This window comes from Arthrobacter monumenti, assembly GCF_054511255.1.
The window spans coordinates 313,829-331,433 of record NZ_JBTNCY010000002.1 but is presented as its reverse complement, the minus strand read 5'-3'; the positions used below and the strand labels follow the sequence as shown (position 1 = coordinate 331,433).

Here is a 17,605-nt window from a genome sequence, read left to right as displayed (position 1 = left end):
AAACAGTAACGAAACCGGAGACTGACAAAGAGAGGAAGACCCGGTACCTAAACTGTCGGACCGGTGCTTAGACCGTCCGCCCTGCGAAGGCCATGACCTTCTCGGTGGCGGTGGCACCGTCGGGAGCCTCAGTGGGAGGACCGAATCCATCAGCCACTCGCAGCTTCTCCTCGGGGGCAGCCTGAAGGAAATCGTCGAGCCACTTCACGGTTTCCTCGTCGAACTCGACCCGTTCACCATGTCCCGCTGCAGCGAGTCCCCAGCTGATATCCCAGGCGTGCAGGAACAAGTCCAACGTGGCCATGGTCACGGCCATGTCGCCGTCGTCGAACTTCGCCTCTTCCATCGCGGTGGTGACTTGGAGGTCCACCACCGCCCATTGGTCAGCCAGCGTCAGAGCATCGGCGGCGCCGGGGGCATTGCCCGCCGGAGCGCCGGTGACCGCGGGAAGCAACTCGTTGAGCAGTACATTCCGCTCATGCGCTACAACTCCCGAAAGGTCCCATTCGGCACAAGCGGAGGGAAGGTTGATATTGTTGCCGACCCTCTCCACCGTGTCGGCGAAAAGGTCCAGTCCCTTGAAGAATTCCTTACGCAGATCCACGCCTCGCCTACTTCTGCGGAGGACGGGTCATGGACAGGACGTCCAGCGCCGAATCGAGTTGCTCCTCGGTGACATCCCCGCGCTCGACGTAGCCGAGGTCGACGACGGCCTCGCGGACGGTCATCTTCTGCGTGACGGCGTGCTTGGCGATCTTGGCAGCGGCTTCGTAGCCGATGACCTTGTTCAGCGGAGTGACGATCGACGGCGATGCCTCGGCAAGGAAGCGGGCGCGCTCCTCGTTCGCGGTGATGCCGTCGATCATCTTGTCGGCCATGACCCGAGTAGAGTTCGAGAGCAGTCGGGTGGATTCCAGCACATTCCGGGCGATGACGGGAATGCCGACGTTCAGCTCAAACATCCCGTTGGTACCGGCCCAGGCAACGGTGGTGTCGTTCCCCATCACCTGCGCGCAGACCTGCAGGACCGCTTCGCAGATCACGGGATTGACCTTGCCGGGCATGATCGAGGAACCGGGCTGCAGATCGGGAATGGCGATCTCGCCGAGGCCGGTGTTGGGTCCGGATCCCATCCAGCGGAGGTCGTTGCTGATTTTGGTTAGCGACACCGCAATGGTCCGCAGCATGCCGGAAACTTCGACCAAACCGTCGCGGTTGGCCTGCGCTTCGAAGTGGTCGCGGGCTTCGGTCAGCGGCAGTTTGGTGTCCTCGGCCAGCAGCTCGATGACGCGTTCAGGGAATCCGGCTGGAGTGTTAATGCCGGTGCCGACGGCGGTGCCGCCCAGTGGAACTTCGGCGACGCGGGGGAGGGAGGCCTGGATGCGTTCGACGGCGTAGCGGATCTGCGCAGCGTAGCCGCCGAATTCCTGGCCGAGCGTGACGGGCGTGGCGTCCATCAGGTGGGTACGGCCGGACTTCACGATGGAGGCGAACTCTTCAGCCTTGCGCTCCAGGGATGCCGCCAGATGGTCCAGTGCTGGAATCAGGTCGTTCGTGAGCGCGGAAGTAGCGGCGACGTGGACCGACGTCGGGAAGACATCATTGGAGGACTGCGATGCGTTGACGTGGTCGTTCGGGTGGACCCGCGCTTCGCTGCCGGCGTCCTCGAGTGCACGGTTGGCCAGAGTGGCCAGCACCTCGTTGGTGTTCATGTTCGACGACGTTCCGGAGCCGGTCTGGTAAATGTCGATGGGGAAGTGGGCGTCGTATTTTCCGCTGGCCACTTCGTCGGCTGCCGCCGCAATCGCGCGGGCGAGTTCGCCGTCGAGCACGTTCAATTCAGCGTTGGCTGTGGCCGCGGCCTTCTTGATCCTTGCCAGCGCCTCGATGTGAGCGCGCTCCAGGGTGGTGCCGGAGATGGGGAAATTCTCGACGGCGCGCTGGGTCTGGGCGCTGTAAAGGGCGTCGGCCGGGACACGGACTTCGCCCATGGTGTCGTGTTCGATGCGGTACTCAGTGCGATCAGCGGCCGTAGCGGCGTCAGTGGAAGTCATGGTGCCAGTTTATGGCGCCGGTGCCCTGCTTCGAAAAATGAGTCGGATCAGGAGGTGGAAATACCCTGGAGGGATTCGGCTCCGGAGACGATTTCCGCCCGTCCGTCTTCGAGGTGGTAGGTGACGCCGATGACTGCCACCGTGCCGTCGTCGACCGCCTTGGAGATCAGCCGGGACGAATCGACCAGGCGCGTGGTCGTCTGCTTCACATGCTCGGAGACCATTTGGTTGATCTCCGTTTCCTCGTTCCGGATCGAGGTCAGCACCGACGGCGTGATCCGCTCGACCAGGTCGCGCAGAAAGCCGGGCGGCATCTGGCCGGTCTGGACGGCGTCGCGGGTCGCGGTAACCGCGCCGCAGCTGTCGTGTCCAAGCACCACAATCAACGGCACACCGAGCTCGACGGTGCTGAATTCCAGCGAGCCGAGCACGGCGTCGTCAATCACTTGCCCCGCGGTACGCACGACGAAAACGTCACCGAGTCCGACGTCGAAAATGATCTCGGCGGCCAGGCGGGAGTCGGAACAACCGAAGATGACGGCGAACGGATGCTGCGTGTTCACAAGCGATTCACGTCGGAAGGCATCCTGATTGGGATGCGAGGTTGTGCCTTCGACAAAACGCTCATTACCTTCGCGGAGGCGCTGCCATGAACTTTGGGGAGTGGATTCAGTCGTCACGGTTTTTACTTTACTGCAGGCTCCGATTCGAGGAATCCGGTGACGGCCGAGGCCAGAACATCAAACTCCTTGTCGGAGGCCGTGCCGGAGACGACGATGGTCGAGTCCTTCAGCTCCAGCACGAGGCTGCGGTCCACCTCGGGTTGGTGCCGGATTTGCCAGCTGTGTCCGGCCACCTTGCGTTCGCCGACGGCGGGAGCTTGTTCTGTTTGCTGTGCCAGCCAGGTGGGGTTGGCTTCAGCGGTCTGGGCGATGGAGAGGAATTCTTCATCCGGGGTAACGTAACCGACTTCCCAGTGCGCGACGCCGTCGGCCCCGCCGCCAGTCCAGCGGGCATAGTTGGGATTCCAGCCCTCGGGCAATTTGGGGGCCAGGGGATCAAAACCTGCGACGCCGGCCGCCTGTTCAGCCGCTGCTGTGACGTTGATGTTGCGGTCGTAGGTGCTTTCCTTCGGGAAGGCGTTCAAGAGCCAGATGGGCAGGAATGCCAGGGCACAGACCAGGACGGACAGAATCATCCCGCCGATCGGCGCGTTCAGGCGTTTTGCCTGCTGATCGGTAATGACCGGTTTGGGTTGTTCCTGCGGTTCGCTCACACATCCATAGTCGCTTAAATCTCCGTTGAATCTCACCTTCTGCGGTGCCCGTGAGATCCAGCTCACCCGTCGCGGATGGAGGTGGCCGTCTATGATCGAATGAGAAAGTCCCTGCGCCACTCGAAGATGAGGTTCTCCACGTGTCTGATGTATCCCCAAACCAGTATTCAACTCTGTCCAAGTCTTTGGCCGTTGGAGACGACGAGCCGGACCGCAACCTGGCGCTCGAGCTGGTCCGGGTCACCGAGGCAGCCGCCATTGCCGGTGGCCACTGGGTCGGATTCGGGGACAAGAATACCGCCGATGGCGCTGCCGTGGATGCGATGCGCTCCCTGCTGTCGACGGTCCGGTTCAACGGCGTCGTCGTTATCGGTGAAGGCGAAAAAGACGAGGCGCCGATGCTGTTCAATGGCGAGCGCGTTGGTGACGGCACCGGCCCGGAGTGCGACGTCGCCGTCGACCCGATTGATGGCACCCGTTTGACGGCACTGGGAATGAACAACGCGCTGGCGGTTCTGGCGGTGGCGGAACGCGGCACGATGTTCGATCCTTCCGCTGTTTTCTACATGGAGAAGCTGATTACCGGTCCGGAGGCCGCCGACATGGTGGATCTGCGCCTGCCGGTCAAGCAGAATCTCCACCTGATCGCCAAGGCCAAGGGCGTGAAAGTCAATCAGCTCAACGTCTGCGTCCTGGACCGGGACCGGCATAAGCCGCTGATCGAGGAGATCCGCAGCGCCGGTGCCCGTACCAAAATCATTCTCGACGGCGATGTCGCCGGTGGCATCGCGGCTTGCCGGGCCGGAACGGGAGTCGATGCGTTGATGGGAATTGGCGGCACGCCGGAGGGAATTATTACGGCCTGCGCTGTCCGTGCGCTTGGCGGTGTGATCCAGGGCCGGTTGTGGCCCACCAACGATGAAGAAAAGCAGAAGGCGCTCGACGCCGGCCACGACTTGGACAAGGTGCTGACCACCAATGACCTGGTCAGCAGCGACAACTGCTACTTCGCGGCGACTGGCATTACCGACGGCGATCTGCTGCGGGGCGTGCGTTACGACAAGAGCAAGGTCCTGACACAGTCCATCGTGATGCGGTCCAAGTCCGGCACCACCCGGTTTGTCGATGGCGAACACCAGGCCCACAAGTGGGAGACTTACGCCCGGATGGGCTAAGGCGTAGGTGCCGGACGGGCCAGACCGGTAGCCCGGACGGGCCAGACCGGTAGCCCGGATGGGCTAAGACCGGGCGCGGCTGCGCTGCAGCGCGGCGATCCGGTTCCGGACCTTTCCAACCTGCTGGTAGGTCTTGCGCGCCAGGGTGTAAGCAGTGTAAACCGGCTTGTTTACCGGCAGGTCCCAGGTGCCCGGATACTCGACGGCAGCTCCGCCGAACGACTTCTTGAAGTAGCTGAATCCGGCCCATGGGTGGTCTGGGTCGTTGTCCGGCGCGATGCCCCACATGTCGAAGGTCGTCAGTCCCTTGGCCTTCGCGTCGAGGATCATTCGCACGACCATGGGTATGCCTGCACTGAGTTTGCGGTGCGTGCTGTCCAGGGCGGCATGGGCATACGTGCGGGTGTCCGCCGAATCGAACACCAGTGCCGCTCCAATCGGCGCGTCATCCAGATTCGCCACATACAGGGTGGCGTCTCCCGAGGGCATCAGCGCCTGTGCGGCCGTTCTCAGGTAGGTGTCTTCCTGAGGTTTGAATTTAGACCGCTCTGCCGTCTGGTGCAGGAACCGAAGCAGTATTTCGATGTCCGCTGGATCGTTCGAGGTGCTGAAGCTCACGCCTTTTTTGTGGATGTTCCGGTGCAGGTTCCGGTTGGTCGACTTCATAGCTGCCAGCAACTCGTCTTCCGGCGGGCGCAGGTCCACCAGCCAGGTACGGCCCGGTTGGATGTCACGGGGTGCGGGCAGGCAGCCTGCACGCCTGAGCGAGGCGGAAACAGACTCCACCGTGGCCCCACTCGATGCCGAGACGGGTTCAATACGGATGAACCGCGCACCTTGACCGGCCGCGAGCTCCTGCAAGGATTCGAGTGCGCAATTGAGCGCTTCCCGGTCCGTGGCTACGGGGCCGTAAGGAGAGTAGAGGTAAGGCCCGACGGCGTTCCGTTCCAGGATTGCCAGATAACTGAAATCCGGGCCTTCAGTTTGAAATACCTGACGTCCCAGGTCCTTTTGAAATTGGGCCCATGATGTCGATTGCAGGAAACTTTTCACCCCTAGACCCTACCAAGCTGGACGGGCGGGAAGATGCTCAGCGGGTGGAAACGGTGACGGCGAACGCCAGAGCGCCGGAGGGTCCTGCACTCTGGTCGTTGACAAGCTTCGCCATGACCGGCGCCTCATCGGCCGGTAGGAAGGCGCTGCTGCCAGGCTCGAGGCGCAGGTCGCCGTGAGGCGAATCCAGCACGATTGAGCCGTGCACCGCAAGCACAATCGCCGGCCCATTCTGGGCCACCGGAATATCGTCCGCGGCCATGGAGGCGCTGTCCGCCGGTATCTCGATCCGCTGCAGCTGGAATTCCTGGAACGGAGGACGGTAAACCTCCTGGCCGAGCCCGGTGCGTTCGGCAACCAGTTCCGGCACCCCGGCCGTGGCGAACTGGACGGTCTTCATCAACTCGTGGACATCGACGTGCTTGGGAGTGAGCCCTCCTCGGAGCACATTGTCCGAGGAGGCCATTACTTCGACCCCCAGACCACTGAGGTAGGCGTGGATATTGCCTGCCGGAAGGTAGACCGCTTCGCCGGGCTGCAGCGAAAGCCGGTTCAGCAGAAGCGAGATCAGTACTCCAGGGTCTCCCGGATACCGGCGGGCAAGTTCGACGGCGGTGCCCAGTTCCAGTGCGAACTTACCCGGTTTGTGGTCCTCGAGAGCCGCAAGCGCAGTTGCCACCAGTGCCTCGACGTCGTCGCCGCCGTTGATCAGCCGGCCGAAGGCCTGTTCCAGCCGCTCAGTTTCCGGCAGCGGTCCATCCAGCAGGTCGATCAGCGCGGTCAACAGCTCCGGCGCAGGCCGGCCGGCACCGGAAATGGCTGCGCGGACTTCGACAAGGAGTTGCGCACTTTCGGACGGATCGCGGAAGCCGCACAACGCCTCGAATTGGGTGAGGGCGAAGATCATTTCAGGCTTGTGGTTTGCATCCTTGTAGTTGCGGTTTCCGGCATCGCGGGGAATTCCGGCCGCCTCTTCGTCCTGGAAACCGCGGCGTGCCTGCTCCTGGGTCGGATGCACCTGCAGCGACAATGGAGCGTCGGCGGCAAGAACCTTGACCAGGAAAGGCAGGCTGTCACCGAAGGATTGCACGCAGTCGGGGCCGAGCGCGACTGACGGATTTCCTGCGATCAGGCGGTCCAACGGCTCAGAACTGCCGTCGGGGAGCACCACCCGCGACGGGGAGTCAGGGTGCGCGCCAAGCCAAAGTTCGGCCTCCGGCCCGCCTGAAGGTTCCCTGCCGAAGAGCTCTGCTATCGCCGTAGTTGAACCCCAGGCATAGGGGCGGAGCGTATTCTCCAGCTTGTACATTCACCAGCTCCTCGCTGTTGGGCACCGTCACTGCACTTTGTACATTACGCGGTGGGACCGACAGGATGCGGTGGCACCGAGAGGACGCGGCCGCCGCGACACAGGATGCGGTCGCCCCGACTGTAACGCAGGCACCGCCAACTGTCCCGCTTACGGGACGCTGCAGGTGCCGTTGGGCGAGAGGCCGCCGCCGCCACCGCCACCGGATGGTGCCGGAGAGGGAGCTGACTCAGCGGGGGCCTGTTCTGACGGCGCAGACTGTCCCTCCCCGGAGGATCCGGATGGAGCTTGCGCCTGTGAACCACCGTCTGGTTTCGGCTCTTCGGATTCCTTCCCGGACTTTTCAATCAGTGCCTGCACATCCTGCTGCAGTACTGCGAAGTCCGGGTAGGTCGGGAAGTTGATGCCGTAGTCCGGAGGACCCGCGGTGAGCGACAGCAGCTTCTTGCCCTTCGCCTTCAACGCGAGGTCAAGGAAGCTGTTCAGCTGCGAGGAGGAAATATTGGACTCGATTATCTGCGTTCCGGCCGCGGCAATTCCCTGGAACTTCGTCAGCAACGTGGCGGGATTGAGCTGGGAAATCATGGCCTGCTGCACACAACGCTGGCGGGCCATCCGGTCATAGTCGGTAGCGCCTTCGCGTGAGCGGGCGTACCACAGGGCGGTATAGCCGTCCATGTTCTGCACCCCGGGCTCGATGTAGCCCTTGATTTCGTTCGGCATGCCCGTCTCGAGATTTGTTCCGCCGCCAATCGGCACCCGGCCGCCGACGTCGATAGTGATCCCGCCCATGGCGTCGATCAACTTCTCGAAGCCGGCCATATCGACCAGCACGTACCCCTGGACCTCGAGGCCGAGGATGCCGCTCGCAGCGTCCATCATGGCCGCTGCCCCCGGGTCCTCCGCCTCGGGATAGAGGTCGGCGTAGTTCAGCGTCACCTCGGTGTAAAGACTGTTGATAATGCACGCGTCGCCACAGTTGTAACCGTCCGGATACACCTGGTTCATCGGCGAATCTGCCGGGAACGGAGCGTTCTGCAGGTTGCGGGGAATGCCGAAGACGATCGGTTGTCCCGTCTCGGCGTCCACGCTGATCACGGAAATGCTGTCCGGGCGCCGGCCCTCGCGGCTTTCACCGGCGTCGCCGCCCATCAGCAGGAAGTTGTAGCGTCCATCGACCGGTTCCATGTCCGGCCCTGCAACGAAAACGTCGCTGATCGCGTTGCGCCCGATATTGAGCATATAGGCGCTGTATCCGAGCGCCCCGCTGGTGAGCAGCATCAGTGCCGCCAGGGAAACAGCAACAACCGGACGCATTCCAGACGTGAGCAGTCCGGGCCGGATGATCCGCAGGGTATTGAGGAACATTAGTGCCCAGCCAATGGCCAGCAGCACCAGGACCGCAATAATGACCAGCGACCACACCTGATGCGTAAACAGACCGAACAGGAGCGCCCGGTTGACGAAATAGAGGACGACGGCGGTAATCACCGCGGCCCAGGCAGCGAAGGTAACGCGCAGGGCCCTGCGTCCCAACCGCCGGTTGCCGGCAACAATCTGCGCGCTGCCGGGCAGCACCAGAGTCATCAGCAAGAGGGTGAAGGCGCGTTTGGTCCGGAGCTCGGCGGGCGCGGTCTGGGGGTAGCGGACCGGGTCCGTCAGCATGGACTGCATCGGATTGGATTTCATCGAAATATTTACACCTGGGGGGTTTTGGTATTAAGCCGGGCGGAAAGCGATGCGCCCTTGTCTATGGCGGACTGGCGCAACTGGTCGGCAAAGTCGACCAGGTCGGATTGCAACCGAACCGCCAATTCGTCGGTTCCGGCAGCCAGCATCCGCACTGCCAGCAGGCCGGCATTGCGGGCACCGCCGATGGAAACGGTAGCGACCGGAACTCCGGCGGGCATCTGGACGATCGAGAGCAGAGAGTCCATTCCGTCCAGGGTCTTCAGCGGAACAGGCACTCCAATGACCGGCAGGGGAGTGACGGAGGCCAGCATCCCGGGCAGATGTGCCGCCCCGCCGGCGCCTGCGATGATCACCCGCAGTCCGCGCGCTTGGGCATTGCGGCCGTGGGCCATCATCTCCTCCGGCATGCGGTGGGCGGAGACGACGTCGACCTCGTAGGGAACGTCAAATTCATCCAGTGCCGCCGCAGCGGCTTCCATTACTGGCCAATCGGAGTCCGAACCCATAACGACCGAGACCAGGGGGTGTGGCGACGTCATAATGATTCCTTTGTTGCCTTCGGGCCGCTGCTGATAATCCCGGCCACCTTACTAGCACGTTTACGCAGCTCGTCGAGTTCCGATATCGAGCGGCCGACGACGTTAATGTGGCCGATCTTACGCCCCGGACGTACCGATTTGCCGTAGCTGTGCACCTTCGCACCCGGATCGGCCGCCATCGCATCGGGGTAGGCGCTGTACAGATCCTCGTTACTGCCGCCGAGGAAGTTTTTCATCACCACTGCCCCGCCAAGCAGATCGGTCGAACCGAGGGGCAGGTCCAGGACCGCGCGCAGGTGCTGCTCAAACTGGCTGGTGACCGAACCGTCGATGGTCCAGTGGCCGGAATTGTGCGGCCGCATGGCCAGTTCATTGATCAGGAATCCCTCGCCCTGATCCGGCGTCTCGAACATTTCCACGGCCATCACGCCGGTGACGTCCAGTTCCGCGGCGAGGCGGAGCGCGGCATTCTGCGCGGCCGCGGCAACAGTATCGGGCAGTCCGCGGGCTGGGGCCAGAACTTCATCGCATACGCCGTCGACCTGGATGGTTTGCACCACCGGCCAGGCTCGGGATTCCCCACCCGGAGTGCGGGCCACCAGCGCAGACAGTTCGCGGCTGAAGGGGACCTTCTGTTCGACCAGCAGCCCGCCGCCGTCGAACCAGTCCGCCGCTGTTTCCGCTGCCGCTGCATCCGCAAGTATGCGCACACCCTTGCCGTCATAGCCTCCGCGCGGTGTCTTTAGGACCACGGGCCAGCCGGTTCTGTCGCCAAACGCAACCAGATCCGAAACGTTGGCTGCCCTGGCCCACTCCGGATTGGGGAGGCCAAGACGTTCGACGGCGGCACGCATCACGAGTTTGTCCTGGGCATGCACCAGCGCAGCCGGGCCGGGATGCAGATTGACGCCGTCGGATTGCAGTGCCTTCAGGTGCGGCGCGGGAACGTGTTCATGGTCGAAAGTCAGGACGTCGACACCACGGGCAAACTCCCGCAGGGTCTCCAGATCGGTGTAGTCACCGACCGCCGCCTTCGGCACGGCGCTGACCGCCGAAACCGTCTCATTCTCCGCCAGAACCCGGAGCTCGAAGCCCATTGCCACGGCGGCAGGGGCCATCATCCGGGCCAACTGGCCACCGCCAATTACGCCAATTACAGGAAAAGTCACCCACACAGACTACCCGTACAACTTCTTCATCACGGTTTCACCATGTGCTCCGGCCCGTCGCCACAACATGTCTGATTAGACGGTAGCGTTGAGCTTAACGTGCTGGTTGAAGGCTTCATCCGGACGGTGAAAACCGGGCCGCAGTGGATTCAGCCGGGTCTCGCTGCACGCCAGGGCTGGGAGGATCATGTTGAACAAGGTGGCTGAGCGCCTGGGCGGACTCTTCTCTCTGCTGTGGCGCGAGATCATGAAGTTCGGCGCTGTTGGCGGCGTCGCATATGTCATTGACAGCACCTTGTTCCTCTTCCTCCGTGAAGGCGCACTCTCACACAAGACGCTGACGGCCGGCGTCATCGCCAGCGTCGTCGCCACCGTTTTTTCCTGGGTGGCCAACAGGTACTGGACATTCCGGCATCGGCGCCGCCCGGGTGTCCTGCGGGAACTGATGATGTTCGCCATAATGAACGCCATTGGGATCGGCATTGCCACTTTTTGCCTGTTCATTTCCCACTACGTACTGGGCTACCAAACCACCCACGCCGATTTCATCGCCAAGAATGTGATCGGTCTGGTACTGGGCACGATTTTCCGCTTCATCGCCTACCGCTACTGGGTGTTTTCAGTGGAACTCGCCGAGGACCCGGCATTCGCCGATCCTCCACGCGTCCCCCGTCTTCCCGGAGGCCGGCAATCGACGACGCCGGGCGACCAGCAATCGACCCCCGGCAAGGGTGCCGTCAAAGGCCAGGATCGTCATCGAACCGGCGCGTGATCCGCTCGCTGCTGACCAGCGAATCGGATACTTCAACCGAAGGATGGACCAGAACTACGGCGCCGTCGGTGGCCCAGGTGCCAAGTGCGAGGCGCAGGACTTCCGGCATCCCCAGCCCGGCGTGGATCAGGACCGTCTCTGCCGCAGGCTCCGGCGTTCGGCCCGGCTCCACCTCGGAACCCCTGCTCAAACCGGCATAGCCGGCCAATAACTGCTTGTGGGAAATTTGCCGGGAGCCGAACTCAAGGGCGGTGCCGTCGTCGGCCGGTCCTGACAAGCCGAGGTACTCATCGGCGTGGGACCGCACCTCAGAGGCGTAGTCGAGCGCATCCGCCGGCAGCTCTCCGTTCCATTTCATGTCCAGGGCGCCCAGGGCGACGGCCACGAGATACTGCGGTGGCTTAACGTCGTCGCCCCAGTGCTCCGGTTGGGTGGTGACAATGAGGTCTGAAGACGCGGCCTCACCGACGGAATCCAGCCGGATGGTGGCTCCGGTCTGCCAGCCGGCCAGTGCCCAGCAAAGCGAACGCCAATGTGGTGGCATATCCAGCAGGATGGTGGTGTCTTCTTCAGCGTCCAGGTCGTCGACCATCAGGTTGGCCGTCTTCGCCACCCAGTTGTCCAGCACCCGGCCGGAGAGTTCTACGCGTTCACCGCCGGGACCGTACCAAATCAACCTGGGGGAGGACGCGCGGTTCTGGCGCAGTCCGGTCAGCAGGGCTGCGACTGTCGGCGTACTTTTCATTGTTGCCTTCCTCACATTGTGGGTGTTGTTCCGCAACCTGGAGCGTCGACGCGCCGGGAAACCGAGCAGAAACGCGGGCGTGGCCTGCCAGCCATCCGGTTCAGTCATCGATAAGATTCCGCCGACCGCTTGACTCCTCTGTATTACACACGTGTAATTAGGTATCGGTCTAAATCTTGGCTATCCACTAAACGTACCCGCAGCCAGGATAATAATTCACCGGGAGGAGCATCATGGGGCACGCTGAACGAAGCCAGGATCGTTCCACCATCGCGGCGCAGGCATCTGCACGCTATGGCTCACGAGGCGTACCGGGCGACTGGTATGTCGATCCTGCGGACCCGGGCGCGGCGGAGAAGTTCCGCCAGGATGCGGAGCAGTCGCTGGATGCTGCGGCAACCGCGTTCCTTGCCGCCCATGAAGCCAGTGAGGACGACGATACCCAGGATCCGCTGGATCTGGCGCCGCGCAGCCTGCTCAGCAGTCCGCCGAAAAGCCCCGTCCGCGAGCCGCAGGAGCGCAACGACCAGGCGGTCTGGATTGGGCTGCCGGGCGTAGCGGATTTCGACGACGAGGGGGAGCTCGGCTGGCAGACCGACGCCCTCTGCGCACAGACCGACCCGGAGGCTTTCTTCCCCGAAAAGGGCGGCTCGACCCGGGATGCCAAAAAGGTGTGCGGTGCCTGCAACGTGCGCTCGCAGTGCCTGGAGTATGCGCTTGCCAATGACGAGCGCTTCGGCATTTGGGGCGGACTGTCCGAGCGTGAACGCCGCCGGTTGCGGAAACGGGCAGTCTGATTCTGCAGCAAGTCCGCGTCACCGCCGTCGTTGTCGCACACAATGGCGGACAGTACCTTTCCCGCACTCTCGATTCACTGGCTGGACAAACCAGGCCGGCTGACTTCGTCGTCGGAGTCAACGTTGGCTCCACCGATCATTCCGAAGCACTGCTGACCGAGCACCTCATCGGTCCGCACGCCGCCGTGGCATCCGGACACAAAACCGGCTTTGGCTCCGCCGTCGCACTGGGCCTGGCTGAGAAGGATGGCAGCAGGTCCCGCCGGAACGACCGGCTGGCCGCGAAGCTTCCGGCGGGGTCTGTCAACAACTCTGGCGGTTCGGTGGCCCTGGCCGATCCGCCCGATGAGCCCGTCGGAGGAGCCGAAGAGTGGCTGTGGCTGCTGCACGACGATTCGGCACCTGCCCCGGACGCATTGGCGGAACTATTGGCCGCCGTCGAACGGGCTCCCGCCGTAACCGTGGCCGGCTGCAAGCAACTCGAATGGGATCATCCCCGCCGTCTGATTGATGTTGGTCTGTCCACAAGCGGTTGGGCCGAGCGCTTGTCCCTCATCGACGTCGATGAGCTGGACCAGGGTCAGTACGACGGCCGGAGCGACGTTTTTGCGGTCAACTCGGCCGGGATGCTGGTGCGCCGCGATGTGTGGGATGCGCTCGGGGGCTTTGACCGCGCCCTCCCGGGTGCCGGTGACGATGTGGATTTCTGCTGGCGTAACAGGCTGGCCGGACACCGTGTGGTGGTCGTGCCCAGCGCCCGGATGCAGCACGTGGTGCGCCGCCCGCACGATATGGGCAGCCCCTCGATTGCGCGTCGCGCCGAGGTGTACCTGCGGCTGAAGCATGCACCGCTGTGGAAGGTGCCGTTCCTGGCCGCCGGAGCACTGCTGGGCAGTATCATCCGGTTCGTTTTGAGTGTGATTGCGAAAGATCCGGCCTACGGAGCCGGTCAGTTGGTGGCCACTCTGGCAGCGCTGCTGCGTCCCTTCACTTTGTTTAAGGGACGACGCCGGGCCGCCCGCACCCGCCGCGTCTCCCGTACTGTCATCCGGGGGCTGCAAACGCCGAGGCGGGAAGTCTGGTCGCACCGGCGCTCCCGGCTGGAGGCTTTCGACGCCCAGTACATCGTGGGCGACGGTGACGGCGGTGACGACGGCGATGGCCAAGGGTTGCAGTCGCCGACCGGTGGGTCGGACGATTTCGTCTCGCTGGCCGCGCCCGCCCGGCGATGGTCCGGGACAGGGGCCATCGCCGCGGCGTTGATCTTGACGGCCGTATCGTTCTTTGGCCTGCACTGGCTGTTTGGCGCGCAGGCGATCGCGGGCGGTTCGCTGCTTCCGCTGTCGCCAACCATGACGGCCATCTGGCAGAACGCTTCGTCCTGGTGGGTCGGACTCGGCGCCGGTTTTGCCGGCCATGGCGATCCTTTCGACTACATCCTGTGGCTGCTCGCGGCCGTCGGATTCGGCAACGGTTCTGCCGCGGTGCTGTGGCTGACCTTGCTGGCCCTGCCGCTGGCAGGGCTTGGTGCCTGGACTGCCGCCGGTGCACTGACGCAGCGGCCATTGGTGCGGTTTTGGGCGGCACTGGTCTGGGCCGGTGTCCCGGCACTTCAGATTGCGCTGGGAAGCGGCCGCCTGGGCGCCTTGCTGGCACACCTGCTGATTCCTTGGGTCGTGCTGGGGATGCTCCGGGCCGTGGGTGCCGCCGCGAAGCGCCCGCCGGGGGCGGCCAGCGGAATCAGCAGGCAATCCGATTCTGTGGGGACTCCCGGAACCAATGGCCGCCCATCCTGGACCGCCGCCGCCGCTGCCGGCCTGGTATTGGCGGCGCTGACGGCGTCGGCCCCCACCCTGCTGCCGCTGGCAATGCTGGTGGTGATTGCCCTCAGCATCGGGCTGCGCCGGCGGGCCAAGACCTTGTGGTGGTCGCTGCTGCCGAGTCTGGCGCTTTTTGCACCCTTCGCCGTCTCAGCGCTGTCCCACCCGCGGGCTCTGCTCGCAGACCCCGGTCAACCATTGCCGTTCGAGGACGCGCTGCTGTGGCAGAAGTTCCTTGGCTATCCCGTCAGGCTCGATCCGGAGGCGGGACTGCACGCGTTCCCGGAACTCTCCACCTTGCTGCCGGGACCATGGACCCTGATCGCGGCTCTCGTGATCGGTGCGCCGCTCGTGCTCCTGGCTGCCGTTTCACTCTTCACAACGGGCAATCGCAGCAACCTGGCGCGGGTTTTGTGGTTGGTCGCGCTGCTGGCGGCCGGCGGCGCGTTTATCTGCACCCGGATTGCTGTCAGTGGGCGATCTGAGGTCCTGATTCCGCCGTTCACCGGACCGCTCGTCTCGCTGCTGGTCTTCATGATGCTCGGAGCCGCCGTCCTCGGAGCCAACCGGATGCTGGAAGTCCGGCGGGCCGGGGACGGAAGAATCCGGAGGCTGCCACGTGTTATCGCCGCGGCCGCGGCAGGCGTGCTGCTGCTCGGCCCTGTTGCCAGTCTCGCACTGTGGGCGATACCCACGGCCGGTGTTTCGGTGGCTTCCGCGGAAACCCATATCCGTCCGGCTGCCCCGAGGACACTTCCGGCAACTGCAACGGATCGCGCCTATGGTCCTGAGCAGACCCGCACCCTGGTGCTGAACGTGGACGGAACCGGAAAAGTCAGTGCTGCCCTGATGCGCGGCGGTGGCACCACCATGGACGCACTCTCCACCCTTGTTCCCGCGCGCCCGGTCGTTGGCGGGCCAGGGGAGGAGACTGCCGCCGCTCCGGACCCGGCCGAACAGATGCTCCGCAAAGCCGCGGCGATCATTGCCGCCGGGGCCGGCGTGGATCCGCGTCCTGAACTGGAACAGCTGGGCGCCGGTTTCGTCGTGCTGCAGCAGTCCGATACGGCCGCAGAATTGTTGTCCAGCCATATCGACACGGTCCCCGGACTGACCTCAGTAGGCGAAACGGATTCGGGCTGGCTGTGGAGGGTCCGTCCGCTGGCCACCGCCGACGATGAGCAGAGGGCCGCCGAAGCTACTTCAAGAGTGCGGATCGTGGACGGCGAAGGCCGGACCGTCGCAGGGGTGCCCTCGGATGGCAATGAAGTTTCTGCAGAAATCTCCGACGGCGGTGCCGATCGCCTTGTGGTGCTGGCTGAGCGGAAGAACCCGCACTGGTCCGCCTGGCTGGACGGGGAGCGGCTCACCGCCACGGCGGATGATTGGGCGCAGGCCTTCGCCTTGCCTGCCGATGGCGGATCGCTTCAGATTAAGTACTCACATCCGTGGACAGCCTGGTGGGCAACAGGGCAGATCGTCGTGATCGGCCTTACCGTGCTGCTGGCCGTCCCGCTTCCGGCCAAGCGGCGGAACACAATACGACGGCGGGTCGGCTCGGAAGCTGACCGGCCGGAAGCCAGGACAGGTTGAGATGTTGAATAAAACCAGCTCCCGGCGGATGGGAGGCGTTGCGGTGTCGGTTGCCGTCATCTGTGCGGGCTCCGCCATGGTCGCCTCCGCCCTCATCGCCAATCCAGGCTCTGCAACGGAATCCCTTCCGGTGCCCAAGACCGCCGTCCCCGCCGGTGATTATGTGTCGGTATGTCCGGAGCCGGCGCACCTGCTCAAAGGGGCATTGGCCGGCACCGATACCCAATTCAGCCCGAAGTCCGAAACGGCCAAGAGTGCGGTGACCGCCGTCGTGCTCAATAATGCCACCGGTTCCATTCCAGGCAGCACAATTTCCGAGCTCGGAGGCGGGGACCGGCTGAGCACTATCGCGGAAGGAACGGATGCTTCAGCCGGACAGGACAAGGCGGGTGAGCCTTCCGAAGGCGAGGCGCGGGATAACCTCAGCGCCGCCGTCGTTCCTTCCGAAGGAGTCGATGAAGCGGCGGTACTCCGCGCCCGGCCGCTCGGCCAGCAGGAGGCGGCGGCCGGAGCAGTCCTGACCTATTCAGCCAAGGACGGAGATCTGCGTGGGCTCGCCGCGGCCAACTGCCAGCGCCCCGGCAACGATCTGTGGCTGCTCGGCGCCAACACGACCATCGGCCAGACTGCGCTGCTGAACATCTACAACCCCTCCAGCACCCCGGCCACGGTGGACCTCGAGCTGTTCGGCGCGGATGGTCCCATCGATGCCGCCGGCAGCCGCGGCATCCTGGTCCCGCCGGGTAAGAACGAATCGGTCGTGCTCGGCGGGCTCGCGCCGGACCGTGGTCAATTGGCGGTGCATGTCCACAGCAGCGGCGGGTCGGTCACGGCGAATATCCAGCAAAGCGCCCTGCGCGATCTCGTTCCCGGTGGTGTCGAGTACCTTTCGCCGGGTTCCGGACCATCGACGCGGCAGGTCGTGACGGGTGTGCGGATTCAGGGCGAAGAGACCGCTGCCGGAATCAGTGGCCAGGCAGGATATGCCTCAGCGAGCCCTGTCTTGCAGCTGGCGGTTCCGGGGACGACGGAGGCCGTCGTGGAGGTGCAGGTCTTCGGCCCGGACGGTGAGGAACCTCTGGCAGAGGGCAAAGTTCTGACCGTTCCCGGTGAAACCGTCCAGGAGATTCCGCTAAGCGGCCTTCCGAAGGGTACCTATACCGTTGTCGCCAGTTCTGATGTATCGGTCGCCGCAGCGGCAAGGCTGAGCAAGGGGATCAAACCCGGAGAACCGGTGGATATGGGTTTTAGCGGCAGCGTGGACCGGATGGGAAGCCGCCATGTCATTCCTGTCGCTTCCGGCGTTGAAGCAAAGCTGGTCTTCGGCGCCCCGTTCCGGGATGCCGAGGTGGAACTGATTCCGATCAGTGCGGACGGCGAACCGGGGGAGAGCCGGACGGTAGAGATAGCCGCCGGCACCACCGGGCAATTGCCGGTCGGTGGAGACGGCGCGGTGGCCTTCGTTGCCAGCGCTTCGGGTGGCGCCGTCTATGGAGCCCAGTTGCTTACCGACGACGGCAAAGCGGACATCGCCGTCGTGCCGGTTCCGGAAGCAGTGAACGGGAAACGCAGCCTGCCTGTCAGCGTCCGCTACTAACTCAGGATCCGGGG

At 64.0% G+C, this 17,605-nt stretch carries 15 protein-coding genes; 5 read left to right on the top strand and 10 right to left on the bottom strand.

Annotation, left to right across the window (positions count from 1 at the left end):
* Window positions 1-67 precede the first annotated feature (67 nt).
* From ACX80B_RS04380 to ACX80B_RS04365, 4 genes are read right to left on the bottom strand one after another with little or no spacing between them, the layout of a single operon-like run.
* Window positions 68-604, bottom strand: coding sequence for a DinB family protein (locus ACX80B_RS04380; RefSeq protein WP_459293419.1), 537 nt, complete (start codon window positions 602-604; stop codon window positions 68-70).
* 7 nt (window positions 605-611) lie between these two features.
* Entirely contained in the window at window positions 612-2,054 is a 1,443-nt protein-coding gene (locus ACX80B_RS04375; protein WP_459293417.1) for a class II fumarate hydratase, read from the bottom strand.
* Between the two features lie 47 nt (window positions 2,055-2,101).
* A complete protein-coding gene (locus tag ACX80B_RS04370) occupies window positions 2,102-2,734 on the bottom strand; it encodes a carbonic anhydrase (protein WP_459293415.1) in 633 nt (210 codons plus the stop codon).
* Window positions 2,735-2,739: 5 nt separating this feature from the next.
* The gene (locus ACX80B_RS04365) at window positions 2,740-3,330 is read right to left on the bottom strand and encodes a DUF4245 domain-containing protein (protein ID WP_459293413.1); all 591 of its coding nucleotides are present in this window, start codon (window positions 3,328-3,330) and stop codon (window positions 2,740-2,742) included.
* A 140-nt stretch (window positions 3,331-3,470) separates the two neighbouring features.
* Between ACX80B_RS04365 and glpX the strand changes: the two genes are divergently transcribed.
* Window positions 3,471-4,505: a class II fructose-bisphosphatase gene (glpX, locus tag ACX80B_RS04360; protein WP_459293411.1), complete on the top strand. Its 1,035-nt coding sequence runs from the start codon at window positions 3,471-3,473 to the stop codon at window positions 4,503-4,505.
* A gap of 63 nt (window positions 4,506-4,568) precedes the next feature.
* Here the strand turns inward: glpX and ACX80B_RS04355 are convergent, their stop codons facing one another.
* From ACX80B_RS04355 to ACX80B_RS04335, 5 genes are all read right to left on the bottom strand, one after another.
* The gene (locus tag ACX80B_RS04355) at window positions 4,569-5,558 is read right to left on the bottom strand and encodes a lipid II:glycine glycyltransferase FemX (RefSeq protein ID WP_459293409.1); all 990 of its coding nucleotides are present in this window, start codon (window positions 5,556-5,558) and stop codon (window positions 4,569-4,571) included.
* Window positions 5,559-5,595: 37 nt separating this feature from the next.
* A complete protein-coding gene (gene manA / locus ACX80B_RS04350; RefSeq protein WP_459293407.1) occupies window positions 5,596-6,867 on the bottom strand; it encodes a mannose-6-phosphate isomerase, class I in 1,272 nt (423 codons plus the stop codon).
* 150 nt (window positions 6,868-7,017) lie between these two features.
* Window positions 7,018-8,556: an LCP family protein gene (locus ACX80B_RS04345; RefSeq protein WP_459293405.1), complete on the bottom strand. Its 1,539-nt coding sequence runs from the start codon at window positions 8,554-8,556 to the stop codon at window positions 7,018-7,020.
* Window positions 8,557-8,564: 8 nt separating this feature from the next.
* Window positions 8,565-9,098, bottom strand: coding sequence for a 5-(carboxyamino)imidazole ribonucleotide mutase (purE, locus tag ACX80B_RS04340; protein ID WP_459293403.1), 534 nt, complete (start codon window positions 9,096-9,098; stop codon window positions 8,565-8,567).
* Window positions 9,095-10,267, bottom strand: a complete 1,173-nt coding sequence (locus tag ACX80B_RS04335; RefSeq protein WP_459293401.1) for a 5-(carboxyamino)imidazole ribonucleotide synthase — start codon at window positions 10,265-10,267, stop codon at window positions 9,095-9,097. Before ACX80B_RS04335 ends, purE begins: the two co-directional genes overlap by 4 nt.
* A 187-nt stretch (window positions 10,268-10,454) precedes the next feature.
* On the opposite strand from ACX80B_RS04335, the gene ACX80B_RS04330 reads away from it, so the two are divergent.
* On the top strand, window positions 10,455-11,039 hold the full coding sequence (locus tag ACX80B_RS04330) for a GtrA family protein (RefSeq protein WP_459293399.1): 585 nt from the start codon (window positions 10,455-10,457) through the stop codon (window positions 11,037-11,039).
* On the opposite strand, the gene ACX80B_RS04325 is transcribed toward ACX80B_RS04330, so the two are convergent.
* Window positions 11,005-11,784, bottom strand: a complete 780-nt coding sequence (locus tag ACX80B_RS04325; RefSeq protein WP_459293397.1) for a TIGR03089 family protein — start codon at window positions 11,782-11,784, stop codon at window positions 11,005-11,007. The two genes, ACX80B_RS04330 and ACX80B_RS04325, sit on opposite strands and share 35 nt — an antisense overlap.
* 233 nt (window positions 11,785-12,017) lie before the next feature.
* Between ACX80B_RS04325 and ACX80B_RS04320 the strand changes: the two genes are divergently transcribed.
* The 3 genes from ACX80B_RS04320 to ACX80B_RS04310 are packed head-to-tail and all read left to right on the top strand — an operon-like array spanning window position 12,018 to window position 17,591.
* Complete coding sequence (locus tag ACX80B_RS04320) at window positions 12,018-12,581, top strand: WhiB family transcriptional regulator (protein WP_459293395.1); 564 nt, start codon at window positions 12,018-12,020, stop codon at window positions 12,579-12,581.
* On the top strand, window positions 12,578-15,994 hold the full coding sequence (locus tag ACX80B_RS04315) for a glycosyltransferase family 2 protein (protein ID WP_459293583.1): 3,417 nt from the start codon (window positions 12,578-12,580) through the stop codon (window positions 15,992-15,994). The genes ACX80B_RS04320 and ACX80B_RS04315 overlap by 4 nt, the downstream gene beginning before the upstream one ends.
* A gap of 1 nt (window position 15,995) precedes the next feature.
* Window positions 15,996-17,591 (top strand): DUF5719 family protein, encoded by a 1,596-nt coding sequence (locus ACX80B_RS04310; protein ID WP_459293393.1) that lies wholly within the window; start codon window positions 15,996-15,998, stop codon window positions 17,589-17,591.
* Window positions 17,592-17,605 lie beyond the last annotated feature (14 nt).

Bases quoted from the DNA above. Each gene is read 5' to 3' on its own strand.
- ACX80B_RS04375 (WP_459293417.1), bottom strand. From the start codon at position 2,054: ATGACTTCCACTGACGCCGCTACGGCCGCTGATCGCACTGAGTACCGC.
- ACX80B_RS04330 (WP_459293399.1), top strand. From the start codon at position 10,455: ATGTTGAACAAGGTGGCTGAGCGCCTGGGCGGACTCTTCTCTCTGCTG.
- ACX80B_RS04310 (WP_459293393.1), top strand. From the start codon at position 15,996: ATGTTGAATAAAACCAGCTCCCGGCGGATGGGAGGCGTTGCGGTGTCG.
- manA (WP_459293407.1), bottom strand. From the start codon at position 6,867: ATGTACAAGCTGGAGAATACGCTCCGCCCCTATGCCTGGGGTTCAACT.
- purE (WP_459293403.1), bottom strand. From the start codon at position 9,098: ATGACGTCGCCACACCCCCTGGTCTCGGTCGTTATGGGTTCGGACTCC.
- ACX80B_RS04325 (WP_459293397.1), bottom strand. From the start codon at position 11,784: ATGAAAAGTACGCCGACAGTCGCAGCCCTGCTGACCGGACTGCGCCAG.
- ACX80B_RS04345 (WP_459293405.1), bottom strand. From the start codon at position 8,556: ATGAAATCCAATCCGATGCAGTCCATGCTGACGGACCCGGTCCGCTAC.
- ACX80B_RS04320 (WP_459293395.1), top strand. From the start codon at position 12,018: ATGGGGCACGCTGAACGAAGCCAGGATCGTTCCACCATCGCGGCGCAG.